Origin of the sequence: Dechloromonas denitrificans, from assembly GCF_020510685.1 — a bacterium.
Lineage (GTDB): Bacteria > Pseudomonadota > Gammaproteobacteria > Burkholderiales > Rhodocyclaceae > Azonexus > Azonexus denitrificans_A.
Map to the genome: position 1 here is coordinate 4,160,048 of NZ_CP075185.1, position 15,897 is coordinate 4,175,944.

General features: G+C 59.3%; 18 protein-coding genes. 8 read left to right on the forward strand and 10 right to left on the reverse strand.

Going from position 1 to position 15,897, the window contains the following annotated elements; all coding sequences use genetic code 11:
* The first annotated feature begins 364 nt into the window (after positions 1-364).
* The gene (locus KI611_RS19800) at positions 365-2,449 is read left to right on the forward strand and encodes a methyl-accepting chemotaxis protein (protein ID WP_226417365.1); all 2,085 of its coding nucleotides are present in this window, start codon (positions 365-367) and stop codon (positions 2,447-2,449) included.
* Positions 2,450-2,608: 159 nt separating this feature from the next.
* Positions 2,609-4,045 carry a D-alanyl-D-alanine carboxypeptidase/D-alanyl-D-alanine-endopeptidase gene (dacB, locus tag KI611_RS19805; RefSeq protein WP_226417366.1) on the forward strand — a complete coding sequence of 479 codons (1,437 nt, stop codon included), beginning with the start codon at positions 2,609-2,611 and terminating at the stop codon, positions 4,043-4,045.
* 4 nt (positions 4,046-4,049) lie between these two features.
* Here dacB and KI611_RS19810 read toward each other — a convergent pair whose 3' ends face one another.
* From KI611_RS19810 to ubiA, 4 genes are all read right to left on the reverse strand, one after another.
* Complete coding sequence (locus KI611_RS19810; RefSeq protein ID WP_226417367.1) at positions 4,050-4,454, reverse strand: DUF4870 family protein; 405 nt, start codon at positions 4,452-4,454, stop codon at positions 4,050-4,052.
* A gap of 3 nt (positions 4,455-4,457) precedes the next feature.
* Positions 4,458-4,949 carry a GNAT family N-acetyltransferase gene (locus KI611_RS19815; RefSeq protein WP_226417368.1) on the reverse strand — a complete coding sequence of 164 codons (492 nt, stop codon included), beginning with the start codon at positions 4,947-4,949 and terminating at the stop codon, positions 4,458-4,460.
* Positions 4,946-6,409 carry a 4-hydroxy-3-polyprenylbenzoate decarboxylase gene (gene ubiD, locus KI611_RS19820; RefSeq protein WP_226417369.1) on the reverse strand — a complete coding sequence of 488 codons (1,464 nt, stop codon included), beginning with the start codon at positions 6,407-6,409 and terminating at the stop codon, positions 4,946-4,948. The genes KI611_RS19815 and ubiD overlap by 4 nt, the downstream gene beginning before the upstream one ends.
* 61 nt (positions 6,410-6,470) lie before the next feature.
* Positions 6,471-7,364, reverse strand: coding sequence for a 4-hydroxybenzoate octaprenyltransferase (ubiA, locus tag KI611_RS19825; RefSeq protein ID WP_226417370.1), 894 nt, complete (start codon positions 7,362-7,364; stop codon positions 6,471-6,473).
* A 41-nt stretch (positions 7,365-7,405) separates the two neighbouring features.
* On the opposite strand from ubiA, the gene KI611_RS19830 reads away from it, so the two are divergent.
* On the forward strand, positions 7,406-8,386 hold the full coding sequence (locus KI611_RS19830) for a site-specific integrase (protein WP_226417371.1): 981 nt from the start codon (positions 7,406-7,408) through the stop codon (positions 8,384-8,386).
* A gap of 161 nt (positions 8,387-8,547) precedes the next feature.
* Here KI611_RS19830 and KI611_RS19835 read toward each other — a convergent pair whose 3' ends face one another.
* Complete coding sequence (locus KI611_RS19835; protein WP_226417372.1) at positions 8,548-8,904, reverse strand: hypothetical protein; 357 nt, start codon at positions 8,902-8,904, stop codon at positions 8,548-8,550.
* Between the two features lie 820 nt (positions 8,905-9,724).
* Here KI611_RS19835 and KI611_RS19840 point away from each other — a divergent pair.
* Complete coding sequence (locus KI611_RS19840) at positions 9,725-10,585, forward strand: integrase domain-containing protein (RefSeq protein ID WP_226417373.1); 861 nt, start codon at positions 9,725-9,727, stop codon at positions 10,583-10,585.
* A 35-nt stretch (positions 10,586-10,620) separates the two neighbouring features.
* Here the strand turns inward: KI611_RS19840 and KI611_RS19845 are convergent, their stop codons facing one another.
* From KI611_RS19845 to KI611_RS19855, 3 genes are all read right to left on the reverse strand, one after another.
* Positions 10,621-10,857 carry a hypothetical protein gene (locus KI611_RS19845; RefSeq protein WP_226417374.1) on the reverse strand — a complete coding sequence of 79 codons (237 nt, stop codon included), beginning with the start codon at positions 10,855-10,857 and terminating at the stop codon, positions 10,621-10,623.
* Between the two features lie 133 nt (positions 10,858-10,990).
* Complete coding sequence (locus tag KI611_RS19850) at positions 10,991-11,353, reverse strand: hypothetical protein (RefSeq protein WP_226417375.1); 363 nt, start codon at positions 11,351-11,353, stop codon at positions 10,991-10,993.
* Positions 11,346-11,900, reverse strand: coding sequence for a hypothetical protein (locus KI611_RS19855; RefSeq protein ID WP_226417376.1), 555 nt, complete (start codon positions 11,898-11,900; stop codon positions 11,346-11,348). Before KI611_RS19855 ends, KI611_RS19850 begins: the two co-directional genes overlap by 8 nt.
* Before the next feature lie 123 nt (positions 11,901-12,023).
* Between KI611_RS19855 and KI611_RS19860 the strand changes: the two genes are divergently transcribed.
* Positions 12,024-12,293 carry a hypothetical protein gene (locus KI611_RS19860; protein ID WP_226417377.1) on the forward strand — a complete coding sequence of 90 codons (270 nt, stop codon included), beginning with the start codon at positions 12,024-12,026 and terminating at the stop codon, positions 12,291-12,293.
* A 25-nt stretch (positions 12,294-12,318) separates the two neighbouring features.
* Here the strand turns inward: KI611_RS19860 and KI611_RS19865 are convergent, their stop codons facing one another.
* A complete protein-coding gene (locus KI611_RS19865) occupies positions 12,319-12,564 on the reverse strand; it encodes a helix-turn-helix domain-containing protein (protein WP_226417378.1) in 246 nt (81 codons plus the stop codon).
* A gap of 97 nt (positions 12,565-12,661) precedes the next feature.
* Between KI611_RS19865 and KI611_RS19870 the strand changes: the two genes are divergently transcribed.
* The 3 genes from KI611_RS19870 to KI611_RS19880 all read left to right on the forward strand — a co-directional run bounded on the left by KI611_RS19870 (position 12,662) and on the right by KI611_RS19880 (position 15,518).
* Positions 12,662-13,126: a B-box zinc finger protein gene (locus KI611_RS19870; RefSeq protein ID WP_226417379.1), complete on the forward strand. Its 465-nt coding sequence runs from the start codon at positions 12,662-12,664 to the stop codon at positions 13,124-13,126.
* Between the two features lie 90 nt (positions 13,127-13,216).
* Positions 13,217-13,576 (forward strand): hypothetical protein, encoded by a 360-nt coding sequence (locus KI611_RS19875; protein WP_226417380.1) that lies wholly within the window; start codon positions 13,217-13,219, stop codon positions 13,574-13,576.
* Positions 13,569-15,518 carry an AAA family ATPase gene (locus KI611_RS19880; RefSeq protein WP_226417381.1) on the forward strand — a complete coding sequence of 650 codons (1,950 nt, stop codon included), beginning with the start codon at positions 13,569-13,571 and terminating at the stop codon, positions 15,516-15,518. Before KI611_RS19875 ends, KI611_RS19880 begins: the two co-directional genes overlap by 8 nt.
* Positions 15,519-15,545: 27 nt before the next feature.
* On the opposite strand, the gene KI611_RS19885 is transcribed toward KI611_RS19880, so the two are convergent.
* The gene (locus KI611_RS19885; protein ID WP_226417382.1) at positions 15,546-15,839 is read right to left on the reverse strand and encodes a hypothetical protein; all 294 of its coding nucleotides are present in this window, start codon (positions 15,837-15,839) and stop codon (positions 15,546-15,548) included.
* Positions 15,840-15,897: the final 58 nt, after the last annotated feature.

Here is a 15,897-nt window from a genome sequence, read left to right on the forward strand (position 1 = left end):
TTTTTTCAGATCGACAGCGCGAGGGCAGCAAATTCTGTCGTGGTCTGGCGACAGCCAGGCCCTGAATAAACCCAAGCAACTGTTTTTTATCGGATAAAACTGTCACCGACTGGCGACACCGAGCTCAGCGGATGAATTTGTCGATGCTCGCCTGACGGCAAAGAAACAGCACTTTGTTCCGACCGACGATTCGCCATCGCCTCTGGATTCCGTTTTCATAAATCGCAAAATGACAAATGAAAACGAAAAATTTAACCCTACGGCGTTCAGTGTTTCTGTGTTTAGATTCGTCGCATGTTTGCCCAAGACGCCAGCTCCAGCGCGCCTCGACGGCAGGTTTCCAAAAAGAACAATTCCCAAAAACATGAAAAACAATCAGCCGGTCAGCCAACGAGAAGTTCCCTTCCCGCCCGATAGCTATCTGGTTTCACGTACCGACCTCAAAGGCAGCATCACCTACGCCAACGATGCATTCGTCGCGATCAGCGGCTTCTCGCGCGATGAATTGCTCGGCCAAAACCACAATCTCGTTCGCCACCCGGACATGCCGGAAGCTGCTTTTGCCGATCTGTGGACCACCGTCAAATCCGGCCTGCCCTGGCGAGGCATGGTCAAGAACCGCTGCAAGAACGGCGACTATTACTGGGTTGAGGCCTTCGTCGTCCCGCTCAAAAAGAACGGCGAGATCACCGGCTACCAATCGGTTCGAACGCCGGTCAGCCGTGACAAGCGGACGGCCGCCGAGGCCGCCTATACAGCCGCCGGGCAAAAGGGCAAGCTGCCCCAATCCGGCAAGCGCTCGCTTTCCCTGGTCACGCGATTGTGGGTCGCCATCGCCGTCATTCTGGCGTTGATGACGCTGGTTGGCGTGCTGGGCATCCGCGGCATTGCCGAAACCAACGACGAAATGGCCGCCCTGTACCGCGAGAAGCTGCTTCCGTCGAACTCCGCCAACCGGATGATGGCGCTGCTTACCGACAATCGCTCGCAGATCATGCTCGCCTTGCAGCACGATCCGTCCAACCCGAATGCCAAGCTGCACGATCACCCGCTCGACCGACACATCGAGGCAACCCTGAAGAACCGTCAGGAAATCAACGCCTTGCTCGATGAGATGAAAAGGCTGAAATTCACCGATACGGAGCAGGCACTGCTTGCCAAATTCAGCGAGACCCGCGAGCGCTTTTCCAAGGAAGGGATCAACCTCGCCCGCGAACTGCTGAAAGAAGGCAAGTACCAGGAAGGCAATACCTTGCTGCTGCTCAAGATCAACCCGCTGTTTGCCGAGATGCGGCAAAACGGAGAAATCCTTATCAAGGAACTAGCCAGCAGTGCCGAGCACAATTTCCAGACGGCGGAACAGCGTTATCGCACGGTTCGCAACATCAGCATCGGCAGCATGCTCTTCGCCATGGTCCTGGCGCTGATTGGCGGAGCCCTGCTGGTCGCTGCCATTACCCGGCCGCTGCGCAAGGCGGCGACGCATTTCGAGCGCATTTCCGCAGGCAAGCTGACCGACGAGATCGATGTTTCCGGGCGCGACGAGTGCGGCGTGCTGCTGTGCAATCTGGCGACCATGCAGGGTACGCTGAAAGTCATGCTCGACGAAATTGGCACGGCCTCCCATGCCATCGACGTGCATAGCAAGGAACTCGAATCGCAAATGCTCCGGGTGGCTGAGCAGTCGGAACAGCAACAGGCCAGCGTCGAAGGCGTCGCCGCGGCAACCGAGCAATTCAGCCAGTCGGTGCAGGAAGTTGCCAGCAATGCCCAGGACACGGCGGCCGCGGCCCGCGATTCGCAGGAGCAGGTCAGCCATAGCAATGCCAACATCAATCAGAGCATGGATGCCACGGCGCGGGTGGTCGATGCGGTGCATGCCTCGAATGCGACCATTGACCAACTCAACCTGTCGATCGCCAAGATCGGCGACATCACCCAGGTCATCGCCGACATTGCCAGCCAGACCAACCTGCTCGCCCTCAACGCCGCCATCGAAGCGGCGCGGGCCGGCGAACAGGGCCGCGGCTTCGCCGTCGTCGCCGACGAAGTGCGCAAACTGGCCGAACGGACGACCACTTCGACAGCCGACATCAACAACACCGTCAACGAAATCCAGTCGGTCACCGCCCAGGCGGTCGCCAGCATGAGCGTTGCAGCCAAGGAAGTGGAAACCGGCATCGGCAAGCTGCGTGACAGCGTCGCCGGCCTGGAAGGCGTCAATCAGTCGTCCAGCCAGGTTTCGCGGATGGCCAGCCAGATTTCCGATGCGGCACGGCAGCAGGGCGTAGCCAGCGAGGAAGTCGCCGGCAGCATGCAGCAGATCACCGACCTGATCGAGCAAAACACCAGCTCGGCCAAATCGGCCAAGCGCGCCGTCGATGACTTGCTGGTCACGGCACAACAGCTGGACAGCCTGATCTCCGGCTTCGAGCTGTACCGGAACTAAGTTGGCGCACGTAGAATGGGGGCTCTGCCGCCCCCATTTTTCTGCCATGTCCCCCACCCTGTTCGATCCGGTTCGCCTCGGCGGCCTCAACGCGGCCGATGCCGGCACCTTCCACCAGGGCGGCCAGCACGGCCACCTCGATTACCCGACGCTGAGCACATGAAGCGCCTCAACGCGCTGCTGGCCGGCGCCATGCTCTCCTTCGGCGCCCTGGCCGACGGCCTGCCGCCGACGGTGCTGCAAGCCCTGAAGGCGGCGCAGATTCCGGCCGCCAACGTGGCCGTCGTCGTCCAGCCGGTCGATGCGGCGACGCCGCTGGTCGCCCACAACGCGGCGCAACCGATGAATCCAGCCTCGGTGATGAAGCTGGTCACGACCTATGCCGCCCTCGACCTGCTCGGCCCGGCGTGGACCTGGAAAACCACGGCGTGGATCGACGCGGCCCCGGTCGACGGCGTCCTGAACGGCAACCTTTATCTGAAAGGCAGCGGCGACCCGCGCTTTGCCATCGAACACCTGGCGGCCCTACTCCGCCAGTTGCGCGTCCGCGGCATCGCCCACATCGCCGGCGATGTCGTCCTCGACCGTACCGCTTTCGACGTCCCGAGCATCGACCCCGGCGCCTTCGACGACAAGCCGATGCGCCCCTACAACGTCGGCCCGGACGGCCTGCTGATCAATTTCCGCGCCCTGCGCTTCACGCTGCTGCCGGACAACGGAAAGCCGCGCGTCCTGATGGAAACGCCGAGCGACAACCTGCGCGTCGACAACCAGTTGCGTTCGGGCAACGGCGCCTGCAGCAGCAACTGGAAAGACCTGATTACCGCCCGGCTGATTCCGGAAAACGGCGGCAACCGGCTCGAATTGACCGGCACCTACAGCGCACTGTGCGGCGAGAAGCCGCTCAATCTCGCGCCGCTCCCGGCCGATGCCCAGGCCGGCGGCCTGATGCGCAGCCTGTGGAAGGAACTCGGCGGCAGCCTGGCCGGCCAGGTGCGCAGCGGCAGCGTCGCCACCGGCAGTCAGCTGGTCGCCCAGCACGAATCGGCACCGCTCGCCGATGCCGTGCGCGACATCAACAAGTTCAGCAACAACGTGATGGCCCGGCAGGTTTTTCTCACCCTCGGCAACAGCACCGAGCCAGGCACCGCCGAGCGGGCGCAGCAGCGCATCGGCGAGTGGCTGAACGGGCGCAACCTGCGCTTTGCCGAACTGGAACTGGAAAACGGTTCCGGCTTGTCACGCCGCGAACGGATCAGCGCCGGCAGTCTGAACCGCCTGCTACTGGATGCCTGGAAAAACCCGGTGATGCCGGAATTCGTCTCCAGCCTGCCGATCGTCGGCATCGACGGGACGATGAAAAAACGCCTGAACGGTACGCAAGCCACCGGCCGCGCCCACATCAAGACCGGCACGCTCGACGGCGTCAAGACCGCCGCCGGCTATGCGCTGGATGCCCAGGGGCGGCGTTACGCCGTGACCTTCCTGATCAATCACCCGCGTTCCCAGGCCGGCGCTGCGGCAATCGATGCGCTGCTCGTCTGGGTCGCCGAGCGCCGGGCGGGTGAGCAGGCCGTCCGGCTCGACAACGAGTGAGCGCTCAGCCGACCGGACGCACTCCGAACAGCGCGGCCCAGCCGCGAAATACCCGGTAAGCGACCCAGCAGCCGAGAACGACGATGACGGCCCAGGCCACCGGGATGCCGATGATCGTGATCACCAGCAGGCCATAGACTACCAGCCACAGCAAGGTGAACCAGAAGGTGCGGATCTGCCAGCGAAAATGCGTTTCCAGCCAGGTGCCGGTGACGTCGCCGCGCTTCAGGTAATTGAGAAACACCGCGCACAGCGAGGGCAAGCCGAAAACGAAACCGCCGGCGATGGTCGCCGCCGAGGTGACGCCGACCAGCACGGCGATGGCGTGCAGGCCGTAGATGAAATGGGTGAGCTGGACCAGCGACGGGCGGACGCCTTGCAGATCGACGACAGGTACGGGTTCCGGCATGGTTCAGTTCTCCTTGATCAACTTCTGCAGCAGCAGCGCATGGCCGGCTGCCGGATCGAGCACGTAAGGGGCAAAACCGGCCCGCTCGTAAGATGCCATCGCCCGCCGGTTGTTGGACAACACTTCCAGCGTCAGCTTGCAGCAACCCAGGGCACTGGCCCGCTGTTCGGCCCAGTGGAGCAACGCCTGACCGATGCCCTGACCACGCAGCTCGGCATGCACGACGATATCGTGGATATTCAGCAAGGGCCGGGCGGCGAACGTGGAAAAGCCGGCAAAACAGTTGATCAGCCCGACCGGCTTGTCGCCCTGAAAGGCCAGCGCGCCATGGAAACCGGGCCGCTCTTTCAACGCCTCGACCAGATGCTCCTTGGCATAAGCCGACAGCCCCTGACCGCCGCCCATCGGGTCGCGGGCATAGTGATCGAGCAGATCCAGCCAGGCCGCGGCAAGGGCCTGCTGTTCGAGGTCGAGGGCGGCGACCCGGAGGGTCATAGCCCGAGATCGCCCCACATCGTATCGACCCGCTGCTTCACCCCATCATCCATGACGATCGGCCGCCCCCATTCCCGCGTCGTTTCGCCCGGCCATTTGTTGGTCGCATCCAGCCCCATCTTGGAACCGAGGCCGGCCACCGGGCTGGCGAAGTCGAGGTAATCGATCGGCGTGTTGTCGACCAGCGTGGTGTCGCGGCTGGCATCCATGCGCGTCGTCATCGCCCAGATCACTTCCTTCCAGTCGCGGATGTCGATGTCGTCATCGACGACGATGATGGTCTTGGTATACATGAACTGGCGCAGGAAGCTCCAGATGCCGAACATGATCCGCTTGGCGTGGCCGGGGTACTGCTTCTTGATGCTGACGATGGCCATCCGGTACGAGCAGCCTTCCGGCGGCAGGTAGAAATCGACGATTTCCGGGTACTGCTTCTGCAACAGCGGCACGAAGACTTCGTTGAGCGCCACGCCGAGCACCGCCGGTTCGTCGGGCGGCTTGCCAGTGTAGGTGCTGTGGTAGATCGGATTCTGGCGCATGGTGATGCGCTCGATGGTGAACACCGGGAATTCGGCCTGTTCGTTGTAGTAACCGGTGTGGTCGCCATACGGCCCTTCAAGCGCCGTCTCGCCGGGATGGATCACCCCTTCCAGGACGATCTCGGCGGAAGCCGGCACTTGCAAACCAGAGCCGAGGCACTTGATCAGCTCGGTCTTGCCGCCGCGCAGCAGGCCGGCGAACTGGTATTCCGACAGCGAGTCCGGCACCGGCGTCACGGCGCCGAGGATGGTCGCCGGGTCGCAGCCCAGCACGACGGCCACCGGGAAAGGTTCGCCCGGCTTCGCCATCTGGTGATCGCGAAAATCGAGCGCCCCGCCGCGATGGGCCAGCCAGCGCATGATCACCTTGTTCGGCCCCAACACCTGCTGGCGGTAGATGCCGAGATTCTGCCGGTTCTTGTGCGGCCCCTTGGTAACCACCAGACCCCAGGTGATCAGCGGCGCGATGTCGCCCGGCCAGCAATGCTGGATCGGCAGACGGGCCAGATCGACATCCTTACCCTCCCAGACGATTTCCTGACAGGGCGCACTCGACACCGTTTTCGGCGCCATATTCAAGACCTGCTTGAGGATGGGCAGCTTGTCCCACGCATCCTTCAGTCCCTTCGGCGGCTCGGGCTCCTTCAGGTAGGCGAGCAGCTTGCCGACTTCGCGCAGGGCCTGCACCGACTCCTCGCCCATGCCAAGCGCCACCCGCTTGGGCGTCCCGAACAGATTGGCAAGCACCGGGATGGTATGGCCTTTCGGCTTCTCGAACAGGATAGCCGGCCCCTCGGCACGTAGCACGCGGTCGCAGATCTCGGTCATTTCGAGGTGCGGATCGACCTCGACACCAACCCGCTTCAGTTCGCCGGTCTTTTCAAGTTGCGACAGGAAGTCGCGCAAGTCGTGATATTTCATCGGGTCCGGTACGAAGAGTGACAGCCCAGGCAGGCGCCGCTGGACAGCAAAGAAAAGAGCCTCATCCGAAGATCCTTCCAGAAAAGAGAAAATCCACGGCAATGCCGACGAAAATCGCCAGCCCGGCCCAATTGTTGTGCAGGAAAGCCTTGAAGCAGGCCATCCGTTCGCGACCACGGATCCAGATGTAGTGCACGCCGAAAATCCCGGCGGCGACGAGCAGCCCGGCGTAGAACGCCCACCCAAGGTGCAAGCTGGTGCCGACCCAGCCGATGATGCCCAGCGTCATCGCATAACAGAACATCACCGCCGCCACGTCGAAACGCCCGAAGGTGATGGCCGAGGTCTTGATGCCGATTTTCAGATCGTCGTTGCGGTCGACCATCGCGTATTCGGTATCGTAGGCCACCGCCCAGAAGATGTTGGCGAGCAACAGCCACCAGGCTTCGGCCGGCACGCTGCCGAGGTGCGCCGCATAGGCCATCGGGATACCAAAACCGTAGGCAATGCCGAGATAAGCCTGCGGAATGGCGAAAAAGCGCTTGGTAAAGGGATAGCTGGCAGCCAGGAAAACAGCCGGCAGCGACAACCAGACGACCAGACTGTTGCCCAGCATCACGACCAGCGCAAAGGCCGTCAGCGACAGGCCGGCAAACAGCGCAAACGCTTCCTTCGTCGTCACCTTGCCAGCGGTCAGCGGACGATCCTTGGTGCGTTCGACATGGCGGTCGAACTCGCGATCGGCGTAATCGTTGATGACGCAACCGGCCGAGCGCATTAGCACGGTGCCGAGCGCGAAAACCCAGACCACCAGCCAATTCGGCCTGCCGAGCGAGGACAGCCAGAGCGCCCACATGGTCGGCCAGAAGAGCAGCAGAATGCCGATCGGCTTGTCGAGCCGCATCAATTGTTCGTATACATCGAGCTTTTCACGGATTTTGGTAATATTTGTCACAGCCTTGTCACATCACACAAAAAAACAGGAAGATCGTCACTATGGGCACTATTCGCAATAGGGGAGATTATCAGTTCCAAGCTCAGGTTCGTCGAGCCGGATATCCCGCACAGTCGAAAACATTCGACACGCGCAAAGATGCAGAGAAATGGGTACGTGCAATCGAACGAGAAATGGATACAGGCACCTTCATTCCACGGGACGAAGCCGAACGCACGACGATAGCCATGCTAGCCGAGCGTTACTTAGAAGAACGAGCCCGTAATATGAAAAGCAAGCGCCAGGAAGAACAACGCGTCAATGCCATATCCAAGAAATTCGGCAAGTACCATCTTTCCGCGATTGCTCCCTCGATGGTTGCCGAATGGATGAAAGAACTAGGCAAAACTCGCAGTCCTCAAACGGTACAGCATTACGCCGCCACCCTGGGACGCCTATACAAAGCTGCTGCCGTAGACTTTGGCATTCCTCTTCCTCTTGGCAATCCGGTAGCCAATGTTCGCAAGCCCGTGGTTCGAAACGAGCGTGATCGCATCCTTGATAACGATGAAGAAAAACGTTTAATGGAATCTCTAAACAAGTCTCGCGGCCTTCACTTGAAATCTATCGTTCAGCTCGCGCTGGAGACCGCCATGCGCCGGGGTGAAATCCTCGGCCTAACTTGGAAGAATATCGATCTAAGAAAACAGCTCGCATTCCTAGCAGACACAAAAAATGGCGATTCTCGTACTGTACCGTTATCTCGCCGCGCAGTTACTATTCTAGAAACACTGCCACGCAACATCAGCGGCAAAGTCTTCGCCTCAAGCACGACTGCAGTTACAGCGGGCTTCCAGCGCGCAGTGCTACGCGCTGAAATAGTAGACTTTCACTTCCACGACTTACGACACTGCGCTGTCTCAATGCTTGCAAAGAAGCTCAGCATGCACGAACTAGCGAAGATGGTTGGTCATCGATCACCCCGTTCTGTGATGCGATACTACAAACAGGACGATGCTGATCTTGTAAGAAAACTAGGTTAGTGCAGCAGCTTCCCCATTCTCAGCCTTGCAAGCAGAGTTTGGACTAATCGACTGATCAATTACCGAAACGTATAAACGCCCCTGCCGAAAACAGCAGGGGCATATTGTTACGCACTGCAAAAGAACAGTTTTTTATTTGCAGGCGGCAGAACTTCGCCTCCTTAATGCTCCTGTGTACGGCAGGCTATGCAAGAGACATGGTCACGAACTATCGGCACGACAAGATGCTTACGTGCGATTTCTTCGAAGTTATGAGGCAATTCCAAGCCGGAAGATTTAACCAATGCACCGAACATTTTCAGCTTATCGTCCCAACTCCGAGCTGTACCAATACTTCCAATGATCTCAAAACAAAATAACACCAGAGTATGTTCAAAACGTCTTTGTATCTGCGAAAGCCACTCATTCTGGATATCCAGCTGTGCAATTAACGGCAACTTTTTAAAATCTTCATCGACCTCAAAGCCTCCATACACATCGGCGGGGAGCACATAAACTTTTACTTGGCAATTAGACATAGCGTCCTCTTTGTGTGGTCAGTAAACATTGCTACCCGCTCACAATACTCATTGACCTTTCCACTGTCGCCCGGCTAAATCAACGGTTTTTGACACGAAAACACAATTTGCGTGCCGTTGGCCGCACACCGAAATGCCTTGAAAGATTGTTGAGTCATCCTGAAAGTTTTAGATAGACAGTTGCTTGAATAGACGAACAATATTGAGCTAGAATGGAAACACTGATGGTCTCCGATGGAGGCTAAAGCGGTAGCTGGTAGCACCGAAAGGGAGAACCCCGACAAGCCAGCCCATATAAGCTCTGTTCCACAGATCACCGCGTGCCAAAACTGCCACGAAGCAAGGCAGAGAGTGTCAAGGCGTCACTTTTTTGGACCGCAGGTCAGAAAGTGACGCCGCCAACGAGCGGCGCCCAACACCATACCCAGAGCGGCCTTTAGCCGCGATCTAGAAAATGACGCGCGCTCTGCGCGCCTGTTTACCCGCGGAAATTCAATATCCGTTCAGGATTATGAAGTGCGGACATTCAGTTTCAATCTCCACCCAGAAAACTCATAGACAGGGCGAATGCCCCCACCCACTGGTGGCTATTTCAGTCTGACGGACTTAAAACGATCGAGCAGGATCCGATTTTCGGATGGGCTTTTCACGTACGTGACGGCGGTGCGACGCACCTCAACCGGCCCCGAGACCTCAACCTGCTGTAGCACCTTCGCGCGCTCGATCGTTCCCCCCGCTCATCAGACCCAGAAAGGATCCGGCTTTCAGCCAAACCAGGGGGAATTTTGCCGTGCGCGATGGGGAACACAGGAGAGTGAACGTGAAGACATTAAGAGAACAGCTTCAAAACGCTGCCTTTGATGCGGGCGGCAGTTTCAAGACCCGTGAAGGTCGGCAAATTGTCGTTGCCCGTTTTCATGATTTTCTGAAAACACAGAACATCCAGATTCGCTCGATCGAACAAATAAAAGGGAAATATATCCAGGCTTATGTCCAGTTCCGAAAAGCAAACGGAATCGGCATACGCACGCTGCAAAATGAGGTGACGGCACTTCGTTGCACGCTGCGTGCGGTAGGCAGAAACAAACTAGCCGAACAGCTTGACAATAAGGCCCTTGGAATTTCAGGCGCAAGTCGAGACGGTACCAAGACAGCGATGTCTGACGCCCGATTTGCCACCCTGCGAACCGCAGTTTTCGCTCTCGACCACGGTGTGTGCGCCTGTATTGATCTGGAACGTGCGCTTGGTCTGCGGGCTGAGGAAGCGGTCAAATCCTGCAAATCGCTAATCAGTTGGGCAAAACAACTGGCCTCCGGTAAGCCGGTCCATGTCATTTTTGGCACCAAGGGCGGCCGTCCTCGGCTTGTCCATCCCGCAAACCGACAACGCGCGATTGATGCCGTGCAGGCCGCACAGGAATTGGCCGCTTGCCAAAACGGGGTTTTGATCAATAAGCCGGATGAAAAGTCGGCCATGAATCGCTACAAAAACGTCATGACCAGCGCTGGATTCAAGGGAAAGGAAAGTGGCCACGCGCTGCGCTATGCGTTTGCCCGCGATCAAATTGAAGCCTATCTAGCTTTGGGATACAGCAAGGCTGAATCCCTTGCCCTGACATCAACCGATCTCGGCCATGGGGATGGCCGAGGTCGGTATATCGCGCAAGTTTATGTGCGATAGCGTTAACCGTAGGCAACACCCCACCTTTGATGGCCTCATCCTCGGAGTAGAAATACTGGCTCCCAAACCTCTTCTCCATTAAACCAAGCTTTGCATGCAGGCGTGTCAAAGTCTGGACTTGTTACCGGGCTGGTCGTTTTCCACCAAGAAATTGTTAGACGTTCGTCATCACTTTTCATTTGCAAGCTATCGCAGGTTGCAAACAATCCGTCTTGGCCGCGCTGAAATTCAGTCGCAACAGGATTTTCTTGCTGGACTTCATGTTCTTTCATACAAATATCCCCTCATTACCGCCAGAAAAAAGCTATCGGGAACACAGTACCCCTTCACAATGTGGGCGTCCCTGAGCTAAAACCGCGATTTCTGATTGGAATAATCCGAAATTGGGCATTGCAGGACGATCCTCTACGCCGCCGGTCCATTGCGTTCACCATTCCGGGTCGAAGAGGGGGCTTTGCCAAAGGCGATCCGCTCAATCGCATTGGTCCAAGCTGCCAGCGGCGACCACCAACGTCCCGCCGGATCCTGATAGGCGCGCCAGGCCGCCAGCCAGGGGGCTTTGTGGAAGGGCGCGAAATAGCCCCGTACGCCGGAACGGAAACCGGACCATATGCCATTGGCGACGGCACGCCAGAGATCCCGACGTGGCTTTCCTGACTGCCGATATTCGACTTCGATCAGCAGCAGAACGCTGACACCCAAAATCAGCACGGCCCAAAAGAGCCATGGTCCGAGCGAATGTATGAATAACGGAAGTTTTTCAGGCATCACCCACCTCCTCCTCATCAAACAGCCAATCAAGGTCATCGATATCGTTCATTTCATCGGTGTCGTCCCGCTGCAAGGCCGCGGCAGCGCCCAGCCCGACGTAGAACGGCGAATCCTGCAGCTGGCGAATCGCCTGCTGTTCAGGGAGGCTCAAGCGGGCGATGCTGCGGGCGTAACGGCGAACCACGCCAAGCGCATGACGCAGGCGATGGCGTTGTCGGGCAATCTCCTTACCGAGACGCCGATTTTCAGCGGGCGTATTGCGCGCCATCTGGTGTATCAAACGCGATTCCCGGGCGCGAAACTCGACATCGGGACGGAAGCGGATTTCCGTCGGCAAGAGGGTGCGATACGGCGGGTGATGCTTTGCTGTTTTCATGAAAGCTCCTTTGAACGAGGGAAAGTTGACGATGGGCAATGCAATTGAGCCCATCGCTTCCCTCTGTTTTACAGGGCAATCTTTCAGATTCAAGCCCCCAAATGGCGGCGCAAAGGCAAATATCGCCACTTGAAACGGCAGCGATTTATGGTATTCGGCGTGCCGCATCCCATGGAGCGTTCGCTTGCATTTGGGGGGTAGAAAGCGCGCAAGAAATGGGTAAAACGGTAAAGGTCAAATTACCGAGGAGTCACCATGACAAACCCGTCACACCCAAAGCAGCACTGCTTCATGAGGGATTTTGCAGCACTCGACTCACGCAGTGCCCATGCCCACCTGCGTGGCCAAAGCTGGCGCCCTAAAGCCTATGCATTCTTCGAAGGTGTAAGCCGTTTGCTCGGCCGCGGCCAACAGGCGCCGGATGATTACCGCTACCTGAGCCGCTGGCTCTATCGGCACCGGGAACCCCTGGCGCGTTGTGCTGCGCAAACGAGCAGGGTCGGCACGGCCCTGCTCGGAATGGCCGCCGGCATAGCGCTCTATCTGGCCATCCTGACCTAGCGCCTCCCCTTCGGGCTTGGGATTCTCAGTCGGCCGGCGGAACGAGTAGGCGGTAGGCGGGAACACCCAAGGCACGGGCCAACTTGGCGATGTTGTCGAGCGAAATGTTGCGTTTGCCTCGTTCGACGTGCGCCACAAAAGTCCGGTGCAGTTGGCACTCGAAGGCGAGATCTTCCTGCGACCAGTCCCGCTGCGCGCGCAGACGACGCAGGTTCTCGCCGAGGGTCTGGCGAAGATCAGCATCAAATGGAGGAACACCGGCGTCAACCATCGGAGGATGGTCGCCGTTGGTTGCTTTTACGTCAGCCGTGTTTACGTCACAATCGCAGGCGTTCTGGGATTACAACAACTCAATCAGGGAGCAAATCATGAAATGTGCGAATCATCCGGACACCGACGCGATCGGCTTATGTACAGCTTGCCAGCGCGCGCTGTGTCCGGCTTGCCAAATCGGCGACCGCGAAGTGTTGTGCCGTGACTGTCTGGTTGCTCATAACCAGGCAGTGGCCGGCCACTTCTACAAGCAACTGGCGATCAGCGGGGTCATCCTGGCGGCCAGCCTGTTTTTCCTGAGCCAGACGGCCTTGAGCTGGGATCAGATCGTCATCGGGGCGTTAGCCCTGACCTTCCTGCCCTTTGGCTGGAGCGCCCTGTCCCGATATTTCCACTCAGGCAGCAGCTACTACCATCCGCTCATGCGCTTCATCTCGCTATCGGCCCATCTGGTGTTCTCGGCCATGCTCGGCTGGCTGGTCGGCCCCTGGCAGATCTACAAGGCGATCCGGGAAATCCTGAAGGCCAGGGAAGTCAATTTGGCGTTCAGCGATCGGTAAATCGTCCTGCCATGCCGGGTCGGGCGGGGCAATTTGGGGGCTTGAAAGCCGAGACTCGCCCGGTAAAGTCGGTAGTACTGGAGCACCAACATGAAATCACTGACCACCCTCGCCCGCACCATTCGCTATCCGATGATCGGGATCCTGATCGCCTTGTGTAGCCTGTTCTATGTCCGGAAGATGGACGGTCCGCCCTTTCCGCTCTTAGCGGACGAGGCGACCGCAATGTGCACGGCCACCGTCGGCTGCAAGGCCATGTCCTTTTCTCATCGCTACGACCAGGCCCTGCAGCGCCGGGTAGTCGCCATCCGCATCATCATGGACAAGAAATTGCGTAAGGGCGATGCTCCGGCGCAACTCCTCCAAGCCATCGATGACCGGCAGGCAAGTCGAAGCTGGCTGGCCGGTTGGGGGTGGGCCGGCCGTCGCCTGGAGGTCCGCTATGAGTGAACGGCTACAGCATTACCTTGTCCGGGCGACGCACTCCCTGAACGTTTGGGCCATGCTCGCCGGTATGGTCCTGGTGCTGGCATCCCTGATCGGCAACGTCAGCCCCTTGCCGGAGCCCGGCAAGTTCGCGACCTTCACGAGCATCTTCGGTCTGTGGCTGTTTCTCGTCAGCTTCCTGGTCATCTGGGGGCTGCTCCTCGAACCGATCTTCGTTTCACGAGCCATCGCCACCTTGCACCTGGTCCTCTGCGGCCTGATGCTGTTCCGGGTCTGGGGGCAGCCCGACGAATTCCCCGAAATCTGGGTGATCAGCGGTATCTGCTTGCTGACCTACGTTCGCCAGCACTGGCTGCTGGCCCGGCCCGCCCTACCCCGGGAGCGACAGCGCACTGCCCGCCCCCAGGTGGGTACGACAGAGGCCGAAGCGCAGAATTCGCCGGAGAGCCGGTGCTGTGATGTGCGTCGGCCACGCATCCGCTTTGCCGAGGTCGCCGGCATGCAGGCGATCAAGGATCGGCTATTGGCCGCCGGCCAGGAAGTCATTCAAGGTGGGCAATCCGGCCATTCCCCCCGGAACGGCATCCTGCTCACCGGCAAGCCGGGCAATGGCAAGACCTATCTGGCGGAGGCACTGGCCGGTGAGTTGAACCTGCCTTTCCTGACGCTGACCTATGGCGATGTCGCCTCGAAGTGGGTCGGCGATATGCCGTCGCGCCTGCCGCTGGTCTTCCAGGAGGCACGTGCCCATGCACCCTGTGTGCTGTTCTTCGACGAGGTGGACAGTTTGCTGGCGTCGCGGGAGACCGCCAACGCGGATGGCGACAGCATCAAGGCGGTCAATATCATGCTCACGGAGTTGGTGGATATCCGCGGGACGGGTGTCATCGTGGTTGCGGCGACCAATCACCTGGATCGTCTCGACAGCGCGGCGGTTCGCGAAGGGCGCTTTGATTTCAAGATTGAGATCCCGCCTCCCGACGCGCCGGCCCGCCGCCATCTGATCCAGTCTCATGCCCGGGGCCCGTTGGCGCCTTCAGCCCTGACGGTGGCGACCGACCGCTGGGCTGGATTCTCGGTGGCGCGGATTACCGCCATTCTGAACGAAGCCAATCGTCGGCCAGACCGCAGCCAGTCGATTACCTACGACGATCTGCAGGTCGCCCTGCGCACCTTGCAGGGACGTGCCGGGCGTTTTCCGGAAAATACACCGACGCTGGATCAACTGGTTCTGGCGAGCGAGGCGCGGACGCGTCTGGACTCGCTGGCGCACCGGATGGCCCGGATCGTTGATATTGAAGCCATGGGCGGGTCGGTGCCGCACGGGGTGCTGTTCTACGGCCCACCCGGCACGGGCAAGACCCTGTGCGCCCGGTCACTGGCCAAGACGGCGCGGTGGGCATTCTTGCCGGTCAGCGGCCTGGACTTGCTGTCGAATCCGGAGCGGATCGAGGAAATTCTCGACGAAGCGAGCGAGTTGCGTCCGTGTGTGGTGTTTATTGACGAGGCGGACGACGTCCTGGCTGATCGGCGGATGAGTCAAACCTCAGTCGTGACCAACAAGCTGCTGTCAGCTATCGATGGATCGGCGGGGCGGATTCCGGATGTGCTGTTCATCGCCGCGACCAATCATCCGGAGGCGATGGATGCCGCCGCGCTCCGGGGTGGTCGCTTTACCGAGAAGGTGGCGTTTTGTTTGCCGGATCAAGCCACGGTGCTCGACTACCTGCACCAATGGCAGCAGCGCTCCAAAGCACGGATGGCGCCCGACTTGTCTCTGGTAGAAACTGCCCAGCAGTTGGCGGGTCAGCCCTTGGCCAATGTTCAGGAAATCCTGCAGATGGCGGTCAATCTGGCCATTGGTCGAGTACCGGCAAAGACGGGCTTGGCCGTGGTCAACGCCCGCGACATTGACCTGGCGATGGCTCAGGTTTGTGGTGAGTGACGCGGCAGAGCCCGTCACTCTCGATACTTATTCAACAACGCATTGGATGGGAGAAGCACCATGTGGATCAGCGAGATAATTGAACAGAAGCTGCAACGGCAGGCGGCCGGGCCGGTTCGACACGGGCATCTTCAGGTCTTTGAGGGCGGGAAGATTGCCGAAGGTGTCTACGCGCAGCAGATCAGCCTTTGGCAGCGCGTCTGCGACTCGCTTGCGCGACGGCAGCGGTCGCTGCGACTGTGCGACAGGCCGCCCCAATAGCTCGGGATTTTGGCGCCAGCGTGCCACTGGCAGGAGTTCGGCGAGGCTGTGTGAAAACACCCGGACTGTGTACTCCAAACAGGTGGTTGATGCGTTAAATCCTCTATGACGATGGATG

Excerpts from the sequence above, each read along its gene's own strand:
- KI611_RS19800 (WP_226417365.1), top strand. The coding sequence starts at position 365 with ATGAAAAACAATCAGCCGGTCAGCCAACGAGAAGTTCCCTTCCCGCCC.
- dacB (WP_226417366.1), top strand. The coding sequence starts at position 2,609 with ATGAAGCGCCTCAACGCGCTGCTGGCCGGCGCCATGCTCTCCTTCGGC.
- KI611_RS19810 (WP_226417367.1), bottom strand. The coding sequence starts at position 4,454 with ATGCCGGAACCCGTACCTGTCGTCGATCTGCAAGGCGTCCGCCCGTCG.
- KI611_RS19815 (WP_226417368.1), bottom strand. The coding sequence starts at position 4,949 with ATGACCCTCCGGGTCGCCGCCCTCGACCTCGAACAGCAGGCCCTTGCC.
- ubiD (WP_226417369.1), bottom strand. The coding sequence starts at position 6,409 with ATGAAATATCACGACTTGCGCGACTTCCTGTCGCAACTTGAAAAGACC.
- KI611_RS19830 (WP_226417371.1), top strand. The coding sequence starts at position 7,406 with ATGGGCACTATTCGCAATAGGGGAGATTATCAGTTCCAAGCTCAGGTT.
- KI611_RS19835 (WP_226417372.1), bottom strand. The coding sequence starts at position 8,904 with ATGTCTAATTGCCAAGTAAAAGTTTATGTGCTCCCCGCCGATGTGTAT.
- KI611_RS19845 (WP_226417374.1), bottom strand. The coding sequence starts at position 10,857 with ATGAAAGAACATGAAGTCCAGCAAGAAAATCCTGTTGCGACTGAATTT.
- KI611_RS19850 (WP_226417375.1), bottom strand. The coding sequence starts at position 11,353 with ATGCCTGAAAAACTTCCGTTATTCATACATTCGCTCGGACCATGGCTC.
- KI611_RS19855 (WP_226417376.1), bottom strand. The coding sequence starts at position 11,900 with ATGCGGCACGCCGAATACCATAAATCGCTGCCGTTTCAAGTGGCGATA.
- KI611_RS19860 (WP_226417377.1), top strand. The coding sequence starts at position 12,024 with ATGAGGGATTTTGCAGCACTCGACTCACGCAGTGCCCATGCCCACCTG.
- KI611_RS19865 (WP_226417378.1), bottom strand. The coding sequence starts at position 12,564 with ATGGTTGACGCCGGTGTTCCTCCATTTGATGCTGATCTTCGCCAGACC.
- KI611_RS19870 (WP_226417379.1), top strand. The coding sequence starts at position 12,662 with ATGAAATGTGCGAATCATCCGGACACCGACGCGATCGGCTTATGTACA.
- KI611_RS19875 (WP_226417380.1), top strand. The coding sequence starts at position 13,217 with ATGAAATCACTGACCACCCTCGCCCGCACCATTCGCTATCCGATGATC.
- KI611_RS19880 (WP_226417381.1), top strand. The coding sequence starts at position 13,569 with ATGAGTGAACGGCTACAGCATTACCTTGTCCGGGCGACGCACTCCCTG.